Origin of the sequence: Brevundimonas sp. (assembly GCF_029946145.1) — a bacterium.
Lineage (GTDB): Bacteria > Pseudomonadota > Alphaproteobacteria > Caulobacterales > Caulobacteraceae > Brevundimonas.
Map to the genome: position 1 here is coordinate 153,983 of NZ_JAQSDY010000013.1, position 20,554 is coordinate 174,536.

Sequence of the window (20,554 nt, forward strand, 5' to 3'; positions counted from 1 at the left end):
CATGACCGCTCCCTCGCCCCTGATCCCAACCGAAGAGCTGGCGGCGTCTCTGAACGATCCCGGCCTGCGCATCCTTGACGCCAGCTGGCATCTGGATGGGCGCGACGGACGGCCGGATTTCGAGGCGGCGCGCCTGCCGGGCGCGGTCTTCTTCGATCTGGACGCCAGTTCAGATCCGGACAGCCACTTGCCGCACATGCTGCCCACACCCGCCGTCTTCGCCGCGCGCATGGGGAGCCTCGGGATTTCGGAACGGGACGCGATCGTCGTCTACGACACGGTCGGCATCCGCTCCTCCGCCCGGGCCTGGTGGATGTTCCGCGTCATGGGCGCGGCGAACGTCCGTGTACTGGATGGCGGCCTGCCGAAATGGGTGGCGGAAGGGCGTCCGGTGGAGAGTGGGCCGTCCGCCGCACCGGTCCCCGCCGTCTTCTCTCCGCGCCATGACGCCGACGCCGTCGCCGAACTCTCTGACATTCGCACAGCGTTGGAGGCGGAAGTTCAGGTGTTGGACGCCCGGTCGGCCGGTCGCTTCCAGGGCCGTGAGCCCGAACCCCGCGCGGGTCTGCGCTCCGGCCACATGCCCGGCGCGCTGAACCTGCCCTTCCCGGCCTTGCTCGAGGTCGACGGGACGATGAAGCGGGGAACGGCCCTGGAACAGGCCTTCCGCGACGCCGGGGTCGATCCGGACCGTCCGGTCGTGACCACCTGCGGCTCGGGCGTCACCGCCGCCATCCTCAGCCTCGGACTCGCCGAGCTGGGCAGGCCGTCCCGCCTCTATGACGGCAGCTGGGCAGAATGGGGCGGCCGACCCGACACGCCGGTTGGGACCGGCTGAGACGCATTTATCTCCGCTCATCCCGGCGAATGCCGGCGCCCGGATGGAAGTCACGCGCGATCACCTTGTGCCCGGCTTGCTTGTCTCGGTGATCGAGTTTGCGAACCGGGCCCCGGCATTCGCCGTGTGGGCGGGAAGATACCTAGACCGGCGGCGCGACCGGCTCGGGTCCCGCCACATCGGCCGGCACGTCAACCTCGCCGCGTGACACCACCGTCGCCGCGACCAGATCACCCGTGACGTTCAGCGTGGTCCGGCACATGTCCAGGAAGCGATCGACGCCCAGGATCAGGCCGATGCCCTCCGCCGGCACCCCGACCATGGTCAGGATCAGGGCGATGACCGGCAGCGATCCGGCCGGCACGCCGGCCGTGCCGATGCCGCCCAGGATGCAGACCAGCATCACCACCAGCTGCTGCTGCAGGTTCAGGTCGACGCCGAAGAACTGGGCCAGGAACAGAACCGTCACGCCCTCGAACAGGGCCGTGCCGTTCTGGTTCGCCGTCGCCCCGACCGTCAGCACGAAGCGCGAGATGCGGCGCGGCAGCTTCAGCTTCTCTTCCGCCGCCTTGATGGCGATCGGCAGGGTCGCGTTGGACGAGGCGGTCGAGAAGGCCACCACGAACGGCTCGCGCACCCCGTTGGCGAATTTCAGCGGGTTCATGCCGCCGAAGATCCAGACCAGCAGCGGATAGACGATGAACATGTGGATCGCCATCGCCCCGACCGCGACGCCGGCATAGGCTCCCAGCCGCACCAGCAGATCCCAGCCGAACACCGCCGACAGGTTGAACATCAGGGCCGCGATGGCGACGGGCGCCAGTTTGATGACGAGATTGATCAGCTTCATCATCACTTCCAGCAGCCCCTGCAGGACGTTCTGAAGCGCGTCGGTGGCCGGGCTCTTCGCCATCACCATGCCGATGCCGAAGATCAGGGCGAAGATCATCACCGGCAGGATCTGGTTGTCAGCCGCCGCCGTGAAGACGTTGGACGGGATCATGTCGAGGAAGAACTGGCCCGCCTCGATGCTCTTGGGCGCATTGCCGACGATGGCCGAGGCTCCCTGGGCGCCCTGGGCCAGCAGTTGCTGGGCCAGCACCGGATCGACCCCGTCGCCGGGGCGGAAGTAGTTGACCATGCCCAGGCCGATGCCCACGGCGATGGCCGAGACCACGACGGTGAACACCAGGGTCTTGAAGCCGACCCGGCCCAGCGACTTGAGATCGCCCATCTCGGCCACCCCGACCGCCAGGGCCGCGAACAGCAGCGGCAGGACCAGCATGAACAGCAGGCGCAGGAATATCTGGCCGACGGCCTGGATGATCGACATCACCTCCGGGATCACCGTCTGGCCCGTCAGATTGACGTACAGCCCGCCCCCCAGGCCGGCCGCGAAGCCCAGCAGCATCCACAGGTAGAGCGGCACGCCGCCCTTTTTCGTCGTTTCCATGCGTCCCCCCGGCCCTCGGCCGATGTCGTTATCTGATGGGCAGGGCGTAGATCAGGCCGCCCGGCGTTGCATTCCATTGTGCGTTAAGCCCGCGCGTCAGGTCGAGCGATGAATCCCCGCCGACATTCCGCGCGAAGATTTCTCCATAATTTCCACCGGCTTCGATCGCCGACTTCGCCCAGTCCCGGCGCAATCCCATCATGGCCCCGAAGTCGCCCTCGACGCCCAGAAGGCGCCGGACCTGGGGATCGCGCGAATCCTCCGCCTGCTGATCGACATTGTCCTGGGTCACCCCCAGTTCCTCGGCCAGGATCACCGCGTTCAGGGTCCAGCGCACGATCGATGTCCAGGCGTCGTCTCCCTGTTTGACCGCCGGCCCCAGCGGCTCCTTGGAGATGACGTCGGGCAGGACGGCGTGCTGTTCCGGATTCGACAAGGTGGTGCGGGCCGCCGCCAGGGCCGAGATGTCCGCGCTGAAGGCGTCGCAGTCCTCGCGCCCGTAGGCCGCGCGCGCCGCCTCCTCATTGGCGGTGACCACGGGGGTGTATTCCAGTCCTCGCGACCGGAACCAGTCAGCGACATTCAGCTCCGAGGTCGAGCCGCGCTGCACGCAGATTCGCGCGCCGTTCAGCTCCGTGGCGCTGGCCAGGTCCAGCGACCGGCGCACCAGGAAGCCCTGGCCGTCATAATAGTTGATCCCGGCGAAGCGGACGCCCTCCCGGGCTTCCCGCGACAGGGTCCACGAGGTCGAGCGCCACAGCACGTCGACCCGCCCGCTGCGCAGCGCCTCGAACCTCTGGCTGCTGACGAGCGGCACGAAACGCACCGCGTCCGCATCGCCCAGAACCGCCGCCGCCAGGGCGCGGCAGAAGTCCGCGTCGAATCCGCGCCACTGGCCGCGGTTGTCCGTAAAGGCGAAGCCGACCAGTCCCTCATGCACGCCGCAGTTCAACCGGCCGCGCCGCTTGATCGCGGCCAGGGTCGGACTGGCGAAGGCAGGAGCGGCGACGTCGGTCCGGGCGCCGACGTCCTCGCCCGCGTCCTTGTCGGCCTGACGGTCGCCTCGCCCGCAAGCGGCCAGCGTCAGGAGCGCCGCCACGATTGCAGCGGTCGCCGTCCAGCCTCCTGCCAAACCTGCCCTCATTAAGCCTCGCCGAAGCCGTGTCAGACCTTGCGCCCCGCCTCGCTTTAGAGGCTTTTGCAGACCGAACCGCAAGCCTTCCCACGGCCCGAATGTCCGACCGCAGCGACCGCACCCGCCTTATCGCCTCCGCCACCCGGCGCGGCCGTGGCCGCCGCGCGGTTGCTCCGCCGGTAGAGCGGGCCTCCACCCTGCTGAATGATGCGCCGGCGGACATGCGCGACGGAACGCTCGGCCCCGTCTACGGCATCGAGGACCTGACCGCGGCCCGCGAACTGCGCGCCGCCCTCGCCGATCTGGAGGGCGCCACCGACGCCTTCCTCGTCCCCTCCGGCCTCGCCGCCGTCACCGTGCCCCTGACCGCGTTGGCGCGCCCCGGCGACGAGGTCGTGACCACCGACGCTCTCTACGGCCCCAGCCGCCGCTTTCTGACGCGGCACATGAAGGCCCGCGGCGTGACGACCGCCTTCCATGCTGCGGACGCCCGGACCGACGACATCCTCGCCTGCCTGACCGACCGGACCCGCGTCCTGCTGATCGAATCGCCCGCCTCCCTGACATTCGAGATGCTGGATGTGCCCGCCCTCGCCGCCGCCTGCCGCGCGCGGGGCGTCCGCACCGTCATGGACAACACCTGGGCGGCCGGCCTCGCCTTTCGCCCCCTCGCCCACGGCGTCGACGTCAGCGTCCAGGCCGTGACCAAATACGTCGGCGGCCATTCCGACCTGCTGATGGGCTCCATCGCCGTCGCCGGGCCCGAAGTCGGCCGCGCCATCGCTGAAACCATCGAGGACCTCGGCTGGCGGGTCTCCCCCGATGACGCCTGGCTGGCCCTGCGCGGCATCCGCACCCTGCCCCTGCGCTATGAGGAACAGGCCCGCTCGGCAAAGACCGTCGCGACCTGGCTGCAGGCCCGCCCCGAGGTCGCCCGCATCCTATACCCCGCCCTGCCCGGCTCGGTCGGCCACGACCTCTGGCGCCGCGACTATACCGGCGCCGCCTCCCTGTTCGGCGTCGTCATGCACGGCGGCGACGAAGCCGCCGCCCACGCCCTGATGTCGGCGCTCGAGCTGTTCGGCCTCGGCTATTCCTGGGGCGGGTTCGAAAGCCTGATCACTCACGAGACCGGCCAACTCGCCTTCCGCAACCACCCGCCCATACTTCAGGGCGAGCTGCTGCGCCTCCACATCGGCCTGGAATCGCCCGCCGACCTTCTCGCCGACCTTGAGATCGGTCTCGCCGCCTGGCGGGCCGCTATCCGCTGACCTTCGCCCGCGCCGCCTTCAGCTTCGCACGCAGCGCATCCGCGGCCTTCGCCTGATGTCCCGCCAGAACCGCCGCCTCCCGCTCCAGCCCGGCCCGCCGCGCCTCCAGCGTCTGCGTCTCCTGCGCCTGCTCGGCGTCCAGTTTCGCCAGTTCGGCCTCCAGCGCCTCGATCCGGGCCAGGTCCTTCGCGCCGGGACCTCGCTTCTTCATCGCCCTGGGAGCCTTCGTCTTCTCCACCTTGCCGATATCGACCGACAGTCCGCGTTCGATCAGCTCGCCCGGCGCCTTCAGCGCGGCGGCCTTGTCCGGCCCCTCCGCCGCCTCAACCGCCGAGCCGTCCTTGAACAGGTCCCGCTTCACGCCCCAGGCTTCCAGCGCCTTCGCCCGCGACGTCGCCGCCACGGTCCAGGAGTGGAAGCCGTCAGAGTACGAAAAGACTTTCAAGGCACGCGCCATGATCCCTGAACGGCCACGCTCCGTCCCGGTTCAGTCCAGCACGATCCACGTCGGCGCATGGTCGCTGGCCCGCTCGCGCCCGCGCACCACGCGGTCCACCCCGGCGTCGCTCAACCGTCCCGCCGCCGACGGGCTCAGCAGCAGATGGTCGATCCGCAGACCCGCATCCCGCTCCCACGCCTGCCGGAAATATTGCCAGAAGGTCCACGGCGGCGGATCGTGCGGAAACCGCTCTCTCAAGGCGTCGGTCCACCCGTGATCCAGCAGCCGCGCATACGCCGCCCTGCTTTCGGGCTGCAGCAGCGCGTCCTTCTTCCACGAACGGCTGTTGTAGATGTCCGCCTCGGTCGGCACGACGTTATAGTCCCCCGCCAGCACCACCGGCGCCCCGCTGGCCAGCAGCCCCTCGGCATGGGCGATCAGCCGCTCGAACCAGGCCAGCTTGTAGTCGAATTTCGGCCCCGGCCGGGGGTTGCCGTTGGGCAGATACAGGGACGCGACCAGAATCCCGTCCACCGCCGCCTCGATATAGCGGCTCTGCGCATCCGCCTCGTCGCCGGGCAGCCCGCGCCGCGTCACCACCGGCTCGACCCGCGACAGGATCGCCACCCCGTTCCAGCGGTGCTCCCCCTTCCATACGGCATGATAGCCGGCGTCGCGGATAGCCGCCTCCGGGAACTGTGCATCGGTCGCCTTCAGCTCCTGCAGGCAGGCTACATCCGGCCGCGCCTCCTCCAGCCATGCCAGCAGGTTCGGCAGCCGCGTGTTGACGCCGTTGATGTTGAAGGTCGCGATCCGCATCGCCCCTCAATGCGCGGGCGTCGGCGCGGTTCAGGAGTGGCGCGCCCAGCAGGACTCGAACCTGCAACATCCCGCTTAGAAGGCGGGTGCTCTATCCGGTTGAGCTATGGGCGCCCGACGGCTCAAGTAGCGCGAAGCGCGGTAGCCGAACAACAGCACGGCTCAAGTAGCGCGAAGCGCGGTAGCCGAACAAGGATGCGGCGAAGCGCGGTAGCCGCAAAAGAATTCAGTGCGTCCACGGCACCTTGCGGAAGGTGGCGAAATTGTCGGCATAGGCCTTGAGGATCACCGGCGGATCCTGCGGCTCGTGCAGTCGGAACGGAATGCCGTGCCGCTCGGCATAGGCTACAGCCTCCTCGGCCGTATCGAAGGTCAGGCGGACCTGGCCGTTCATGTCGCTCGAACTGGTCCAGCCCATCAGCGGATCGATCGTCCGCGCCGACGCCGGTTCGAACTCCAGACGCCATTCTCTCGCCGAGGCCTTGCCGGACTGCATCGCGGTCTTGGCGGGGCGGTGGATGCGGGCAAGCATGGGAAGCTCCGGGCTCTTCGATCTCTCTGGTCGGGGCGAGAGGATTCGAACCTCCGACCCTCTGGTCCCAAACCAGATGCGCTACCAGGCTGCGCTACACCCCGATCCAGAGGCGGGCTCTTGCCACGGGAGGCGCCCCGCCGCAACGCGTGTTTGCTATTCGGCGAAGAAAGGATGGCGCACCCTGTCGCCCGCCTTCGCCCCGATCTCGTCGGCGCGGCCCGCGCGCAGTTCCAGCACGCCGCTGGCCGGGCCGTTCGACGGAATGACCGTGTCCGACCGAGGGGTGGCGTTCTTCGCGATCGAGACGATCCGCCCGCGCGGGTCGATATAGATGATGTCCAGCGGGCTGGGCGTGTTGCGCATCCAGAAGCCGCGCTCGGCCACGTCCGGGAACTGGAACAGCATGCCGCGGTCATCCGCCAGCGGGTCGCGGAACATCAGCCCGCGTTCCCGTTCGGCCGCGTCGTCGGCGATCTCCACCATGAACCGGTGCTCGCCGCTGGCGGTGGTGATGGTCAGGGGTTCCAGCGGATTGCCGTTCGCGTCCTTGGGCGTCCCCGCGCCTGCGCAGGCGGCCAGCAGGACGGCGGAGGACAGGACGGCCAGTATTCCACGACGTAGCATCTCGCATCCACCCTCAAAGGGGCGGAGACTATCCGCCCGGCCTGATTTCCGCGACCACCAGCCCCTTGGGGCCTTCGGCGAACCGCACCGCAACCGTCTCGCCCGGCAGGAGGTCATCCAGCCCGCAGCGCCGCAAGGTCTCGACATGGACGAAGATATCGCCCGGCGCGCCGTCGCGCACCACGAATCCGTAGCCCTTGGTGCGATTGAACCATTTTACGACGGCGGTCTCCAGCGGCCCCCCGGACGCCGTCTCGGTCCCGGCGACGCGCGACGCTTCCTGTTGCCTCAGCCCGTCATAGCCGGTGCGCTTCGGCGCGGGAGCCAGTTCGGGATCGCCTTCGCCCAGGTCGTGCACCTCGGTGACCTGCCAGCCCTTGGGACGCCGGGCGCAATCGCAGGTGATCGGCGCGCCTTCCGGCGCGGTGTCCCGCCCGCTGTCGCGCAGGCTGGAGATGTGCAGCAGCACGTCCTTCATGTCGGTGAGCGACGGGTCGTCGGGCACGATGAAGCCGTATCCCTTGCCGGGATCGAACCATTTCACCCGGCCGGCAATACGCACCGCAGCGACCGTCCCAACGCCCTCGTAGTCAGACACAGCCTTCCCCCTGCCCGCGACCCTTGCGGACGGCGTTTATTTAACACGGTTCTGTGAAGCTCGGAAAAGCAAAAAACCCCTGTTTTCGCCAGAAAGCGACATATGCGGTCAGATCGAGCCTTCGGCGTCGTCCAGAAGCGCCCGAATTTTCCGCGTCAGCTCGGGCGCACGGTAGGGTTTTCCGATCAGGTCCAGCCCCCCGCAACCGTTGACCCTGTCGCCCCAACCGGTCGTGAGCAGCACCGGAACCCCCGGTTGAAGCCGGCGCACCTCGGCCGCCAGAGCCACCCCGTCCATGTCGCCGGGCATGACGACGTCCGTGAACAGCAGGTCGAAAGCCAGCCCGGTCCTCACCAGGGCCAGCGCCTCGTCGGCGTCGCCGGCCTGATGCACCTCGAACCCCGCCTCCTCCAGCAGGGTCGCTCCCATCAATCGCACTTCGGCGTTGTCCTCGACCATCAGGATGGACGCGCGCGCGCCGGGGGCAGGCGGGATGAATGACGATGTCTGACCCGGGTCTGCGGACATTTCGATCAACCGGCCATCCTCCGCCCGCACACCGGACACGCCGTTCCAACGCGCCAGACCCTGAAAGGCTCGGCGCCGCGGCGGGGTCGGCGGTGAAAAAGGGGAAGGCTCCGCGCTGGCAGTCCCTAGGGGAGTCGAACCCCTCTTTTCAGGTTGAAAACCTGACGTCCTAACCGATAGACGAAGGGACCGCTGCGCGGAGAGCGGGCGATATAGCCGCCGATTCCGGGGCGTGCAACCCCTCTCCTCCCCATTCGCGACGCGAATGGGGAGGTGGCTCGGAGGCGTTCAGCCGACGAGACGGAGGGGGCGACTCGGTGGCGGGGTTTTGGCGCTCCGACGAGCTACCGTCAGCGTCGCCCCCTCCGTCACGGCGCGTATCCGCGCCGCGCCACCTCCCCATCGCTTCGCGACAGGGAGGAGACGTCACACCATCCGCGGATCGGCCAAGTCCTCGATCTCGAATTGCACGCCCTTGCGGCCGTTCCAGTCGTCGGCCTTCAGCCGGCCGACCACGCTCAGCCCGCCCTGTCCCGACAGCAGCGACTGGCCCCCGGGCAGGTCTGCGCAGCGCCAGGCGATGGCCTTTACCGACGCGCCGTCGGCCCCGACCAGCCGGCAGCGCACATGGCCCCCGTTCATGGCCACGGCGTCGCGCACCGAGACATGCTCCAGGGCGAACAGCGGCTCGGGATTGGCCGGTCCGAAGGGCGCCAGCTGCTCGAACTGTTCGAACAGGCCCCGCGTCGCCGCGCCCGGGTCGATCAGGGCGTCGATCTCGACCACATCCAGCGCATCCGCCGCCGCCTGCTCGCCCGCCATCCGCTCGTTGAGGAAGTCCCGCAGCCGTCCGATGTCGTCGGCGCGGACCGTCAGTCCCGCCGCCATGGCGTGGCCGCCCCCGGCCAGCAGCACGCCCGTCTCCCAGGCGGCCTGCACGGCCCGGCCCAGGTTCATGCCCGGCTGCGACCGGCCCGAGCCCTTGCCGATCCCGTTCACCGCATCGACGCCGATCACCACCACCGGCTTGCGCCAGCGTTCGCGCAGCCGGCCGGCCACGATGCCGACCACCCCCGGATGCCAGTCGTCGCCCTCGATCACCACCACGGCCGAGCCGTCGGCATGGACGCCGGTCGCCTCGACCATCCGCGTGGCCTGATCCGTCACCTGCCGCTCGACCTCGCGGCGAGCGATGTTCAGGGCGTCCAGCTCCTGGGCCAGCGCCGCCGCTTCGGCGGGATCGTCGGTCGACAGCAGCCGCGCGCCCAGGTCCGATTTGCCGATCCGGCCCCCGGCGTTGATCCGCGGGCCCAGAATGAAGCCCGCATGGTTCGACTTGGCCGGTCCCGGCTCGGCTCCTGCCGCCGCCAGAAGCGCCCTCAATCCCGGATTGCCCCACTCCGACATCCGCCGCAGCCCGAGGCTGGTCAGGGCCCGGTTAAACCCCGTCAGCCCCGTGACGTCGCAGATCGCCCCCATGGCCGCCAGATCCAGCCAGTGGCGGATATCCGGCTCCTTCAGATCGGCGAACATCCCCCGCCGCCGCGCCTCGCGGTTCAGCGCCGCCAGCAGCACGAACACCACCCCCGCCGCCGCCAGATTACCCTGCCCCGAGTTGCAGCCCGGCCGGTTCGGATTGACCACGGCGGCGCAGACCGGCGGATGCTCGCGCATCATGTGATGGTCGATGACCACGACCTTCAGCCCGATCGCCGCCGCATGCGCCACCGCCTCATTGGCCGCCGCGCCGCAGTCGACGGTGATGACCAGATCGGCGCCCGAGGTCTTCAACGTGTCGAAGGCCCGCGCGCTGGGGCCATACCCCTCGGTCATCCGGTCCGGCACATAGATGGGCAGGTCCCCGCCCATGGCCCGGAACCAGCGCACCAGCAGGGCCGCGCTGGACGCTCCGTCCACGTCATAGTCCGCGAACACATGGATCGAGGCCTGCGCCTGCAGGGCGTCGAGGATCGCCTCCGCCGCCGCGTCCATATCCATGAAACTGGACGGATCGGGGAACAGCGCCTTCAGCGTCGGCTGCAGGAAGTCCGCGCCCTGATCGGCCCGCACGCCCCGCGCCGCCAGCGCCCGCGCCAGCGGCTCCTCAAGGTTGAGCGCCTGCATATGGCTGCGGATCAGCCCCGCCTCGGCGGGCCTCTGCCGCCACGCGCGGCCGGACAGCGAGCGGGACACGCCCAGGAACGCCGGCCCGACGTCCGGGACCGCGCCCCCGTCCGCCATCAGAGGGGCCGGATCGTGCGGATGCGCTGGACCGTCCGCGTCGAGGAATCCATCACCAGCGTATGGGTCGAGACGAAGCCGCCGGCGACCTTGACCCCGTCCAGCATGGCGCCCTTGGTCACGCCCGTGGCGGCGAAGATGGCGTCCTTCGACACCAGCTCATGCAGGTCGTATTTGCGGTCGAAATCGGTGACGCCGGTCTTGCGCGCCCGCTCCCGCTCGTCGTCGTTGCGGAAGATCAGCCGGCCCTGGAAATGGCCGCCGACGCATTTCAGCGCGCTGGCCGCCAGCACGCCTTCCGGCGCCCCGCCCGAGCCCAGATACAGATCGATGCCCGTCTCGGGCTCGGCCGTGTGGATCACCCCCGCCACGTCGCCGTCGGTGATCAGCACCACCTTGGCCCCCACCTCGCGCAGGGCGGCGATCAGTTCCGCGTGGCGCGGCCGGTCCATGACGCAGACCGTGATGTCTTCCGGCTTCACACCCTTGGCCGAGGCCAGCGAGCGGACATTGTCCTGGGGCTTCATGTCCAGATCGACGGTGCCCGGGGCGAATCCCGGCCCGATGGCGATCTTGTCCATATAGGTGTCGGGCGCGTGCAGCATGCCGCCGCCCGGCGACATCGACAGCACGCACAGCGCATTGGCCATGGCCTTGGCCGTCAGGGTCGTGCCTTCCAGCGGATCGAGGGCGATGTCGATGGCCGGCCCCTTCCCGGTGCCGACCTTCTCGCCGATGTACAGCATGGGCGCCTCGTCGCGCTCGCCCTCGCCGATGACGATCTTGCCGTCGATATCCAGCGCGTTCAGCGCCGTGCGCATGGCGTCGACGGCCAGCTGGTCGGCGGCCTTCTCGTCGCCGCGGCCGATCTGGGCGTAGCTGGCGATGGCGGCCAGTTCGGTCACCCGCGCGGCGTCGGCGGCCAGCGTGGAAGCATAGGGAGCCGAAGCGGCCATGGGCGTTCTCCTTGGACGATGATCCCCGGATTCTACCGGCCGGGCGACAGTTCTATGGGCGCTAGCGGCGATCCACCGGCGGCGGGGCGCGGCCGCGTTCGCGGGTGCGCCGGATGAATTCTTCCATCTCGGCCTGGGTCCCGGCCGTCACGGGAGCGACCGGGACGGCGTCGACCCGCGCCCGCACCTCGGCGGCGTAGGCGGCGGGGTCGCCCGTCTCCTGCCAGTCGATGCGCGAGACCTCGCCCGCCAGGGTGCCGCCCGTCACCCGCAGGGTGTTGACCTGGGCCGCGATCGCGACGGGCTCCGGCACGGGCTCGGTCACCCTGGGGAAGTCGGCCCAGCGCGGGTATTCGCGATTCGCATCGACCAGCGCCTGCACCCTCGGCGCCACCGGCGAACTGGCGTCGGTCTCGGCGTTGAAGGCGCCGGCGCAGGCCGTCAGCCCCCCCGTCAGCAGGACCGCCGCCGTCATCGCTGCGATTTTCCGGATTGGTGCGTTCATATCAGGGGCGGTCATATGCCATGATCGCGACAGGCGGAAGGGCGCGCGCGACCCTTGCGACCGATCCCGACGACCTCCGGAGCCCTCCCCATGGCCAAGCGTCCGACTCCTCCGCCCGCTCCGGACAAGACCGCCTCGCGTCCGCCGCGCAAGTCCGGGCGCCCCACCTCGGCCAAGCCGCCGCGCCCGCGCGCCGCCAAGGCGCCGCCGCCCGCACAGGCCGCGCCCCACCCCGCCCCGAAGCCGGAGCCCGCGCCCGCGCCCGCGCCCGAGATCGCCGCCTCCGCGCCCGCCGGCGCCTTCGCCTTCCCCGGCGCCGACCAGCGCCAGATGCTCGAAACCCTGTCCATGAACCTGGCCAGGGCGGCCATGACGGCCCAGACGGCCATCGCCGAGGCCGCCCTGTCCCAGGCCGATCGCCCCGCCGCCCTGTCGCCTGACCCCTTCCACGTCGGCCCGGCCATGAACTCGGTCATGACCAGCCTGGCCTCGCGGCCCGACAAGCTGTTCGCCGCCCAGGCCGACCTCTTCAACCGCTACATGGACCTGTGGGCCTCCGCGACCCGCCGCGCCGCCGGCGACGACGCCCCCGCCGCTCCTTCGAAGGACAAGCGCTTCAAGGACCCGGCCTGGTCCGAGAACCCCATGTTCGACGTCATGCGCCGGTCCTATCTGGTCACCGCCGACTGGATGAACGGCCTCGTCTCCAGCGTCGAGGACGTCGATCCCCTGGTCAAACGCCGCGCCGAATTCTTCACCAGACTGCTGACCGACGCCTTCTCCCCCTCCAACTTCCTCGCCTCCAACCCCGCCGCCCTGAAGGCCCTCGCCGAGTCGAACGGCGAATCGCTGGTGAAGGGGATGCAGAATTTCGCCGCCGACATGGAGCGCGGCGCCGGCAAGCTGAAGATCAGCCAGGCGGACTACGGCAAATTCGTCGTCGGCGAGAACGTCGCCACGGCCCCGGGCCAGGTCGTCTGGCGCGACGAGCTGTTCGAACTGATCCAGTTCGACCCCGCCACCGACAAGCAGCGCGCCATCCCCCTGCTGATCTTCCCGCCGTGGATCAACAAATTCTACATCCTGGACCTCCAGCCCGAGAACTCGATGATCCGCTGGCTCTCGGCCCAGGGCTTCACCGTCTTCGTCTGCTCCTGGGTCAATCCCGACAAGGACAAGGCCGGCTTCGGCTTCGACGACTATCTGGAAAAGGGCGTCTACCGCGCCATCGAAAAGGCTCTGGAGCAGTCGCGGTCCGAGCACATCAACACCGTCGGCTACTGCATCGGCGGCACCCTGATGGGCGCGGCCCTGGCCCATATGGCGGCGAAGGGCGACACGCGCGTCACGGCCAACACCTTCTTCGCCGCCCAGCACGACTTCGCCGAGGCCGGCGACCTGCTGCTGTTCACCGACGAGCACTGGCTCAACGAGATCGAGCAGCAGATGGACGCCGCCGGCGGCGTCCTGCCCGGCGCGGCCATGGCCGAGACCTTCAACGCCCTGCGCGCCAACGACCTGATCTGGTCCTTCTTCGTCAGCAACTATCTGATGGGCAAGGACCCGCCCGCCTTCGACCTGCTGTTCTGGAACGCCGACCAGACCCGCATGCCGAAAAAGCTGCACATGGACTACCTCCGTTCCATGTACGGCCAGAACCGCCTCGCCCGCGGCGAGTTCACCATCGGCGGGATCAAGGTCGACCTGTCGAAGGTGACCATCCCCCTGTATTTCCAGGCCAGCCGCGAGGATCACATCGCGCCGATGAATTCGGTCTACCGCTCGGCCCGCGCCTTTTCCAACGCCGACGTGACCCTGACCCTGGCTGGTTCGGGCCACATCGCCGGCGTGGTCAATCCGCCGTCGGCGAACAAGTACCAGCACTGGACCAATCCCGCCCTGCCCGCGACCCTCGGCGAATGGCAGGCCAGGGCCGAGGAGCACCCCGGCAGCTGGTGGAACCACTGGGCGGACTGGCTGCATGCCCGGTCGGGTGACTGGGTCCCCGCCCGCGATCCCGAAAAAGGCCCGCTTCCGCCGCTGGAACCGGCCCCGGGATCCTATGTGAAAGTGAAGTCTTGAAGCGTCTCGAACCCAATCTGCTGCTGGCGATCACCACGGGTTGCGCCCTGCTGCTGGTGGTCATCACCGCCACCGTCTACGGCCCGCCCATCGGCCTGATCCGCAATCCCCTGCTGGCCATCATCTGCGCCGGAGGCTTTGTGCTGCTCAATCCGGTGATGTTGCGGATGATGAAGATCACGCCGCGCCCGCCGATGATCCATCCCGACAGCCGGGGCACGGCGGCCTGGGCCTCGCTTTTCCCGATGCTGATCATCGCCGCCGCGGCGATCCCGGTCTTCTGGCCCGGGCCCGACTATGGTCTGCTGGTGCTGATCGCCTCGGTCTGGTTCGGCGCCACGGCGGAATCGGCGATCAAGGCCAGCCGTCAGGCCGGCTGAAACTTCAGCGCCACGCCATTGTTGCAATAGCGTTTTCCGGTCGGCCGCGGCCCGTCCATGAACAGATGTCCCTGATGCCCCAGGCAGCGGGCGCAGTGATACTCCGTACGCGGAATACCGATGGCGAAATCGGTCTTCGTCCCGATATTGGCGGCGATGACCTCGTAGAAGCTGGGCCAGCCCGTGCCGCTGTCGAACTTCCACTGCGACCGGAACAGCGGCAGGTCGCAGCCCCGGCAGACGAAGGTTCCGCGCCGATGTTCGTCGTTCAGCGGACTGGTCCCGCGCCGTTCCGTCGCCTCATGCCGCAGCGTCTGGTAGGCGGCCGCCGGCAACCGCGCCCGCCATTGGGCGTCCGTCAGACGCCGGAACGGCGAGTTCGCATATTGCGCCACCGAGGCGTCCGCGCTCTCCGGCGCACACGCCGACAGGGCGACCGCGCCGGCGGTCAGGAACAGATGACGGCGGTTGATCTGGGTCATGCAGGAGATACGTCGGCGCCGCCGCGCAGGTTTCAAGCCAACGACTCCACAAACTCCGTGCATCCCCGCGAAGGCGGGGACCCAGGTTTGAACTGCAACGAGGCTGTCTGAACGAACCGACGCTCAACCCGACGCCGGCGGCGGGGCTTAAGCCTGGGTCCCCGCCTTCGCGGGGATGCGCGGATAGGAGGCAAGGCCCGGGTATCAGCTCAGGCCGGTGTCTTCCCTCAGCCCCAGCATCAGGTTCAGGTTCTGCACCGCCGCCCCCGACGCCCCCTTGCCGAGATTGTCCAGCAGGGCGACCAGCCGCACCTGCGCCCCGCCCCGGTCGCCGAACACATGCAGACGCATCCGGTTGGTCCCGTTCAGCCCCTCCGGATCGATCCCGGCCATGGCCTCGGTCTCTTCCAGCTCCACGACTTCGACGAACCGCGATCCCGCATAGGCCTCGGCCAGCGCCCCGTGCACCACCTCGACCGACGGCGAGCCCGGCAGGGCCGCCAGCTGCAGCGGAACCTCGACCAGCATCCCCTGCCGGTACGCCCCCACCGCCGGCGCGAACAGCACCGGCCGCTCCAGCCCCGTGTGCCGCGTCATCTCGGGCACGTGTTTGTGCTTCAGCGACAGGCCATAGGCGCGGTACGCCCCGGCTCCCCCGGCCTCGAACTCGGCGATCATCGCCTTGCCGCCGCCGGAATAGCCCGACACCGCATTGACCGTCACCGGCCAGCCCGCCGAAATGATCCCCGCGCTGACCAGTGGCCGCACCAGGCCGATGAACCCCGTCGGATAACAGCCCGGGTTCGACACCCGCGTCGCCGCCGCGATCTTCTCCGTCTGTCCCGGCGCCATCTCGGCGAAGCCGTAGGTCCAGACCGGATCGACCCGATACGCCGTCGAGGCGTCGATCACCCGCACGGCCGGATTGCCGATCATCGCCACGGCTTCCTTCGCCGCCTCGTCGGGCAGGCACAGGATCACGGCGTCGGCCCCGTTCAGCGCCTCGCGCCGCGCCGCCACGTCGCGCCGCCGGTCGCCCAGCAGGATCAGTTCCAGATCGCCGCGCGCCTCCAGCCGCTCGCGAATCTCCAGCCCCGTGGTCCCGGCCTCGCCGTCGATGAAGATCGAATAAGACATCGAACGCTCCAGAATCCTTCTCCCCTTGCGGGAGAAGGTGGCCCGCGCAGCGGGTCGGATGAGGGGTCGCACTGACCCCGAAATTCAGCGGATTTGAGACCCCGCCCCGACAGACCGGCGCGACCCCTCATCCGTCAGGCTTCGCCTGACACCTTCTCCCGCAAGGGGAGAAGGACAGGGAAGGCGCGTGGGTTAACCTATTGGATTCCTACTCGGGCTCATCCAGCCACTGGACGGGGCCCCAAGGCTGGGCGTCGGCCCATGCCTTCGCTTCGGCCAGTGTCTTATACTCACCGCCACCGGTTGCCCCTACGAGATACACCCGCCCATCCGGAGTGGTCGGTATCGGACGGGCTTTATCCAATTGCTCATTGTCGTCATAGCGGGACTGCGAACGAGCAGCGGGGCGAGCGGTAATCACGATCTCGCGCCTCACCGAGGCGTCATACAGCCAGTAGCCCTTGGCTGCTTCAAGCTCGGGGTCGGACATCAGGCATCCTCCAGCCAAAGAAAAAGGCGCCCCGGGTTTCCCCGGAGCGCCCCTTGTAGTCCAGGTCGCGGTTGCGACTAGCGCTTCGAGAACTGGAAGGACTTGCGCGCCTTGGCGCGGCCGTACTTCTTGCGCTCGACGACGCGGCTGTCGCGGGTCAGGAAGCCGTGCGGCTTCAGGACCGGGCGCAGCGCCGGCTCATAGTGGGTCAGGGCGTGCGACAGGCCGTGGCGGATGGCGCCGGCCTGGCCCGACAGGCCCGAGCCCTGCACGGTGCAGTCGACGTCGAACTGGGTCAGGCGGTCGGTCACTTCCAGCGGCTGGGCGATCATCATCCGCAGGATTTCGCGGGCGAAATACTGCATCTGATCCTTGCCGTTGATGGTGATCTTGCCCGAGCCGGGCTTGATCCACACGCGGGCGATCGCGTTCTTGCGCTTGCCGGTCGAATAGGCGCGGCCCTGGGCGTCCAGCTTCTGGACATAGACCGGGGCGTCCTCGGAGGCCGAGGCGGTGCCCAGGCCCTTGAGGGCGTCGAAGCCGGTCGCGGCGGGCGCGGCGGCGGCGGGGGCGTCGTTCTCGACGACGGGCGTTTCAGCAGTCACGTCGGTCATGCTCAGACGCTCCGGGTGTTCTTGGAGGACGCCGACTTGAAGTCGATCGTTTCCGGCTGTTGGGCTTCGTGGGTGTGCGCGGCGCCGGCGAACAGGCGCAGGTGCGTCATCTGCAGGCGGGCCAGCGGGCTCTCCTTGGGCAGCATGCGCTCGACAGCCTTCTCGAGCACGCGCTCGGGGAAGCGGCCGTTCAGCACCTTCTCGGGGCTGGTCGACTTGACGCCGCCCGGGTGGCCGGTGTGGCGATAGTAGATCTTGTCGGTCAGCTTCTTGCCGGTGAACACCACCTTGTCGACGTTGGTGACGATGACATAGTCGCCGCAATCCACGTGCGGGGTGTAGTCGCCGCGGTGCTTGCCGCGCAGACGGTTGGCGATGAAGGTCGCGAGACGGCCCACCACGACGCCTTCGGCGTCGATGTGAATCCACTTCTTCGTGACCTCGGCCGGCTTCAGCGCGACCGTGGTGCTCTTCAGCATGTTCGGGGTTCCTGGGACAGACGAACTATGGGCCCCTCCCGATGACCGGGACGAGCGGAAGGCGCGCTGATAGAGGAAGGGGGGCGCGGGGTCAATGGGTGTGGATGCGCACCAGCAGGTTCATCTAACTGAAAATACACGGCTAATTAAACACGGTATCAAAATACCGTATAAATTCCACCCCCCATCCGTTCATCCCCGCGAAGGCGGGGACCCAGGTTTGAGCTGCAACCAGACTGGCTGAGGTAACCGGCGCTCGATCCGACACCGGCGATGAGGCCAAAGCCTGGGTCCCCGCCTTCGCGGGGATGCACGGTGTTTTTGGCATCGGGAAATGGGTCCCCAGTGCTGGCAATCCACCGCCAGCCATACAGGTTTGTTCGGCCAACCTTTTGATCCCGTTCATGATTCCACGACAATCAGCGTCATTTCGCAGCCGCAGGATCAGCCCGGTCCATACTACGCAGGTCCCGTCGCAAGGGAGGCTCGCTCGGCCGGCGAACCGAAGCGGCGGCGGGAGCGGAGGGAGCGGGGTCCGCCGGTTTCGGCCGGCGGAGCCGACGGGCGCAAACACGTCCGGCCAGGGTCGAGGGGGATACTCGGACCGCTCCAGGACTGTCCGCCGGGACAGCCTGCCCGCCGGGGGCGCTGCGGTAAGGCGATAAAACCGCCACCCGACGCAAGCTTCCGGAAAACCTTCCGCGCGGAGCGTTCTGTCTTCGTCGAAACGGTAATCTCTATCTTCATCCGGGCGAAGGCCCGGACGCTCCGCCCTGCCTCCCGCTTGACCTGCCGCGCCTCCGCGGCGGGGCGAGACCGCATGACTTCGTCATCTCCGGACAACGAGCCCGCAAGGGCGAGGCCGATCCGGGGACCGAAGCGATCGTGGATCACGCGCGAACCACATGATCGTTGTTAACCCGCTTCGCCTTCGCTAACCCGGAACAAACCCCAATCGGAACCGCCATGCCCCGTTCGACCGATCGCTTCGAAGGCACGTCCAACTACATCGCCACCGACGATCTGAAGATCGCCGTCAACGCCGCCGTCGCGCTCGAACGCCCGCTCCTGATCAAGGGCGAGCCGGGCACCGGCAAGACCGTCCTGGCCTATGAGATCGCGCGGGCCATGAACGCCCCCCTGATCACCTGGCACATCAAGTCCACGACCAAGGCCCACAACGGCCTGTACGAATACGATGCCGTCAGCCGTCTGCGCGACAGCCAGCTGGGCGAGGAACGCGTTCACGACGTGCGCAACTATCTCAAGCCCGGCAAGCTGTGGGAGGCCTTCACCGCGCCGAACCGCCCCGTCCTGCTGATCGACGAGATCGACAAGGCCGACATCGAATTCCCCAACGATCTGCTGCAGGAACTCGACCGCATGGAGTTCTACGTCCAGGAGACGGACGAGACGATCCGCGCCGAGGTCCGCCCCATCGTCATCATCACCTCCAACAACGAGAAGGAACTGCCCGACGCCTTCCTGCGTCGCTGCTTCTTCCACTACATCCGCTTCCCGGACGACGCGACGATGCGCGCCATCGTCGAGGTCCACTTCCCCGGCATCAAGCCGCGCCTGGTCTCGGAGGCGCTGAAGACCTTCTACGAAATCCGCGACACGCCGGGCCTGAAGAAGAAGCCTTCCACCTCGGAATTGCTCGACTGGCTGAAGCTGCTGCTGGTCGACGACATCGACCCCGAGACCCTGCGCGAGAAGTCACCCAACAAGCTGATCCCGCCGCTCCACGGCGCGCTGCTGAAGAATGAACAGGACGTCCACCTGTTCGAACGCCTCGCCTTCCTGAGCCGCCGCGAAGGCTCCCGCCCCGGCGCCTGACACAACCCAGGTTGCGCTTCGGTCACACGCCTTACCGCGATTTCACTGGATTATCGGGCCGGCGCGCCCAGGATGAGACCACGAACAGGACTCCCGACGATGACCCCTCGTCCCTTTCTTCTTTCGACCCTCTGCGCCCTCGCCGCGCTGACCGCCGCCTGCGACGGCGACAACTCCGTGCGCATTACCTCGACCCGCAACGAGAGCGACGCCAAGGGCGTGCTGAAGGTCGTCGACGCCCTGCAATGCCCCCAGACCATGGGCTCCCTGACCCGCAAGGGCTCGGCTCAGGACGGCGGCAAGGTCTGCACCTATGTCGGGCCCAAGGGGACCGAGGTCAGCCTGCACCTCGTCGCGCTGGACGGGGAAACCCCCGCCGACGTTCTGAAGACCTTCGAAACCCGCCTGTCGGCCTCCCTCCCCGCCGCCGTCGCCCAGCTGCAGGCCTCGACCGACGCTGAAAAGGCCCGCATGCAGGCCGACATCGCGCGCGCCGACGCCGACACGGCCGCCGCTAGGGCGGATACGGCGGCCGTCAGCGCCGATCAGGCCGCCGTTCGGGCGGATGCGGCCGCGGCCTCCACCGATCGCGCCACGGTCCGCGCGCCCGGGGTAATGATCGACGCCAACGGCGACGACGCCACCGTCCGCCTGCCGGGCATGCGTATCGAAACCAGGGGCGATCAGGCCAGCGTCCGCATCGGAGGCTTCCACATCGACGCCAACGACACCGACGGCTCGGCCCGGGTCACCGGCTCGTCGGGCGGCGGCGACAGCGTCACCATCAATGCCCAGAACGACGCGGCCGAGATCCGCACCAGCGCCAGCGGCGAGGCCACTCGCGTCAGCTGGATCCTGACCGACAACCGGGAAACGGAAACGGGCTGGCGGATGGTCGCCTTCGAGGCGCGAGGCCCCGTCGGCGGCCCGCTGGTCGTCGCCACCATCCGCTCCAGGGATGCGAACCGCGGCCGGGCCTTCGAGGACGCCAGGGACCTGGTCACGCTCAACGTCGGCGAATAAGCCCCCTGCGCAGTCGGCTTCGCCCTTGATCGCATCGCCCTGATGCGTCACCAACCCTGCCCACGAGAGCAGGATCAGACCTTGGC

22 protein-coding genes and 3 tRNA genes are annotated in these 20,554 nt (G+C 68.5%); 6 read left to right on the plus strand and 19 right to left on the minus strand.

The genetic code is table 11. The annotated features are described in order from the left end of the window. Position 1 precedes the first annotated feature (1 nt). Positions 2-838 carry a sulfurtransferase gene (locus tag PSV23_RS06345; RefSeq protein ID WP_300467025.1) on the plus strand — a complete coding sequence of 279 codons (837 nt, stop codon included), beginning with the start codon at positions 2-4 and terminating at the stop codon, positions 836-838. Positions 839-980: 142 nt separating this feature from the next. Here PSV23_RS06345 and PSV23_RS06350 read toward each other — a convergent pair whose 3' ends face one another. Both PSV23_RS06350 and PSV23_RS06355 read right to left on the minus strand, forming a co-directional pair. Then, positions 981-2,291 carry a dicarboxylate/amino acid:cation symporter gene (locus tag PSV23_RS06350; RefSeq protein WP_300467026.1) on the minus strand — a complete coding sequence of 437 codons (1,311 nt, stop codon included), beginning with the start codon at positions 2,289-2,291 and terminating at the stop codon, positions 981-983. A 28-nt stretch (positions 2,292-2,319) separates the two neighbouring features. Then, positions 2,320-3,423, minus strand: coding sequence for an amino acid ABC transporter substrate-binding protein (locus tag PSV23_RS06355; RefSeq protein WP_300467028.1), 1,104 nt, complete (start codon positions 3,421-3,423; stop codon positions 2,320-2,322). A 101-nt stretch (positions 3,424-3,524) separates the two neighbouring features. Here PSV23_RS06355 and metC point away from each other — a divergent pair, with 101 nt between their 5' ends. Further along, on the plus strand, positions 3,525-4,697 hold the full coding sequence (gene metC, locus PSV23_RS06360; RefSeq protein WP_300467030.1) for a cystathionine beta-lyase: 1,173 nt from the start codon (positions 3,525-3,527) through the stop codon (positions 4,695-4,697). Here the strand turns inward: metC and PSV23_RS06365 are convergent. The 12 genes from PSV23_RS06365 to PSV23_RS06420 form a co-directional block, all read right to left on the minus strand. Beyond that, positions 4,687-5,142, minus strand: a complete 456-nt coding sequence (locus PSV23_RS06365) for a hypothetical protein (RefSeq protein ID WP_300467032.1) — start codon at positions 5,140-5,142, stop codon at positions 4,687-4,689. The two genes, metC and PSV23_RS06365, sit on opposite strands and share 11 nt — an antisense overlap. Before the next feature lie 42 nt (positions 5,143-5,184). Beyond that, positions 5,185-5,955: an exodeoxyribonuclease III gene (locus tag PSV23_RS06370; protein ID WP_300467034.1), complete on the minus strand. Its 771-nt coding sequence runs from the start codon at positions 5,953-5,955 to the stop codon at positions 5,185-5,187. A 37-nt stretch (positions 5,956-5,992) separates the two neighbouring features. Beyond that, a tRNA-Arg gene (locus PSV23_RS06375) sits at positions 5,993-6,069 on the minus strand. A 112-nt stretch (positions 6,070-6,181) separates the two neighbouring features. Beyond that, positions 6,182-6,487: an ETC complex I subunit gene (locus PSV23_RS06380; RefSeq protein ID WP_300467036.1), complete on the minus strand. Its 306-nt coding sequence runs from the start codon at positions 6,485-6,487 to the stop codon at positions 6,182-6,184. Between the two features lie 27 nt (positions 6,488-6,514). Continuing rightward, a tRNA-Pro gene (locus PSV23_RS06385) sits at positions 6,515-6,591 on the minus strand. A 52-nt stretch (positions 6,592-6,643) separates the two neighbouring features. Beyond that, the gene (locus PSV23_RS06390; RefSeq protein WP_300467038.1) at positions 6,644-7,114 is read right to left on the minus strand and encodes a DUF192 domain-containing protein; all 471 of its coding nucleotides are present in this window, start codon (positions 7,112-7,114) and stop codon (positions 6,644-6,646) included. Positions 7,115-7,142: 28 nt separating this feature from the next. Next, positions 7,143-7,712, minus strand: a complete 570-nt coding sequence (locus tag PSV23_RS06395; RefSeq protein WP_300467040.1) for a cold-shock protein — start codon at positions 7,710-7,712, stop codon at positions 7,143-7,145. A 108-nt stretch (positions 7,713-7,820) separates the two neighbouring features. Beyond that, positions 7,821-8,240, minus strand: a complete 420-nt coding sequence (locus PSV23_RS06400) for a response regulator (protein ID WP_300467042.1) — start codon at positions 8,238-8,240, stop codon at positions 7,821-7,823. A gap of 116 nt (positions 8,241-8,356) precedes the next feature. After that, positions 8,357-8,431: transfer RNA gene (locus PSV23_RS06405), tRNA-Glu, on the minus strand. A 235-nt stretch (positions 8,432-8,666) separates the two neighbouring features. Then, positions 8,667-10,481 (minus strand): single-stranded-DNA-specific exonuclease RecJ, encoded by a 1,815-nt coding sequence (recJ, locus tag PSV23_RS06410; protein WP_300467044.1) that lies wholly within the window; start codon positions 10,479-10,481, stop codon positions 8,667-8,669. Beyond that, positions 10,481-11,437, minus strand: coding sequence for a class II fructose-bisphosphatase (gene glpX, locus PSV23_RS06415; protein ID WP_300467046.1), 957 nt, complete (start codon positions 11,435-11,437; stop codon positions 10,481-10,483). Before glpX ends, recJ begins: the two co-directional genes overlap by 1 nt. Before the next feature lie 61 nt (positions 11,438-11,498). Continuing rightward, positions 11,499-11,912, minus strand: a complete 414-nt coding sequence (locus tag PSV23_RS06420; protein WP_300467048.1) for a hypothetical protein — start codon at positions 11,910-11,912, stop codon at positions 11,499-11,501. A gap of 120 nt (positions 11,913-12,032) precedes the next feature. Between PSV23_RS06420 and phaC the strand changes: the two genes are divergently transcribed. Beyond that, a complete protein-coding gene (gene phaC, locus PSV23_RS06425) occupies positions 12,033-14,024 on the plus strand; it encodes a class I poly(R)-hydroxyalkanoic acid synthase (RefSeq protein ID WP_300467050.1) in 1,992 nt (663 codons plus the stop codon). Beyond that, positions 14,021-14,404, plus strand: a complete 384-nt coding sequence (locus tag PSV23_RS06430; RefSeq protein ID WP_300467052.1) for a hypothetical protein — start codon at positions 14,021-14,023, stop codon at positions 14,402-14,404. Before phaC ends, PSV23_RS06430 begins: the two co-directional genes overlap by 4 nt. On the opposite strand, the gene msrB is transcribed toward PSV23_RS06430, so the two are convergent. The 5 genes from msrB to rplM form a co-directional block, all read right to left on the minus strand. Next, the gene (gene msrB, locus PSV23_RS06435; RefSeq protein WP_300467054.1) at positions 14,392-14,886 is read right to left on the minus strand and encodes a peptide-methionine (R)-S-oxide reductase MsrB; all 495 of its coding nucleotides are present in this window, start codon (positions 14,884-14,886) and stop codon (positions 14,392-14,394) included. The two genes, PSV23_RS06430 and msrB, sit on opposite strands and share 13 nt — an antisense overlap. Positions 14,887-15,090: 204 nt before the next feature. Then, positions 15,091-16,023 carry an N-acetyl-gamma-glutamyl-phosphate reductase gene (gene argC / locus PSV23_RS06440; protein ID WP_300467056.1) on the minus strand — a complete coding sequence of 311 codons (933 nt, stop codon included), beginning with the start codon at positions 16,021-16,023 and terminating at the stop codon, positions 15,091-15,093. Positions 16,024-16,231: 208 nt separating this feature from the next. After that, positions 16,232-16,513 carry a hypothetical protein gene (locus tag PSV23_RS06445; RefSeq protein WP_300467058.1) on the minus strand — a complete coding sequence of 94 codons (282 nt, stop codon included), beginning with the start codon at positions 16,511-16,513 and terminating at the stop codon, positions 16,232-16,234. A gap of 77 nt (positions 16,514-16,590) precedes the next feature. Next, complete coding sequence (rpsI, locus tag PSV23_RS06450; protein ID WP_300467060.1) at positions 16,591-17,127, minus strand: 30S ribosomal protein S9; 537 nt, start codon at positions 17,125-17,127, stop codon at positions 16,591-16,593. Between the two features lie 2 nt (positions 17,128-17,129). Continuing rightward, positions 17,130-17,606, minus strand: coding sequence for a 50S ribosomal protein L13 (rplM, locus tag PSV23_RS06455; protein ID WP_300467063.1), 477 nt, complete (start codon positions 17,604-17,606; stop codon positions 17,130-17,132). Between the two features lie 966 nt (positions 17,607-18,572). Between rplM and PSV23_RS06460 the strand changes: the two genes are divergently transcribed. Both PSV23_RS06460 and PSV23_RS06465 read left to right on the plus strand, forming a co-directional pair. Continuing rightward, the gene (locus PSV23_RS06460) at positions 18,573-19,445 is read left to right on the plus strand and encodes a MoxR family ATPase (protein WP_300467065.1); all 873 of its coding nucleotides are present in this window, start codon (positions 18,573-18,575) and stop codon (positions 19,443-19,445) included. A gap of 99 nt (positions 19,446-19,544) precedes the next feature. Next, a complete protein-coding gene (locus tag PSV23_RS06465; protein ID WP_300467067.1) occupies positions 19,545-20,468 on the plus strand; it encodes a methyltransferase type 11 in 924 nt (307 codons plus the stop codon). Positions 20,469-20,554 lie beyond the last annotated feature (86 nt).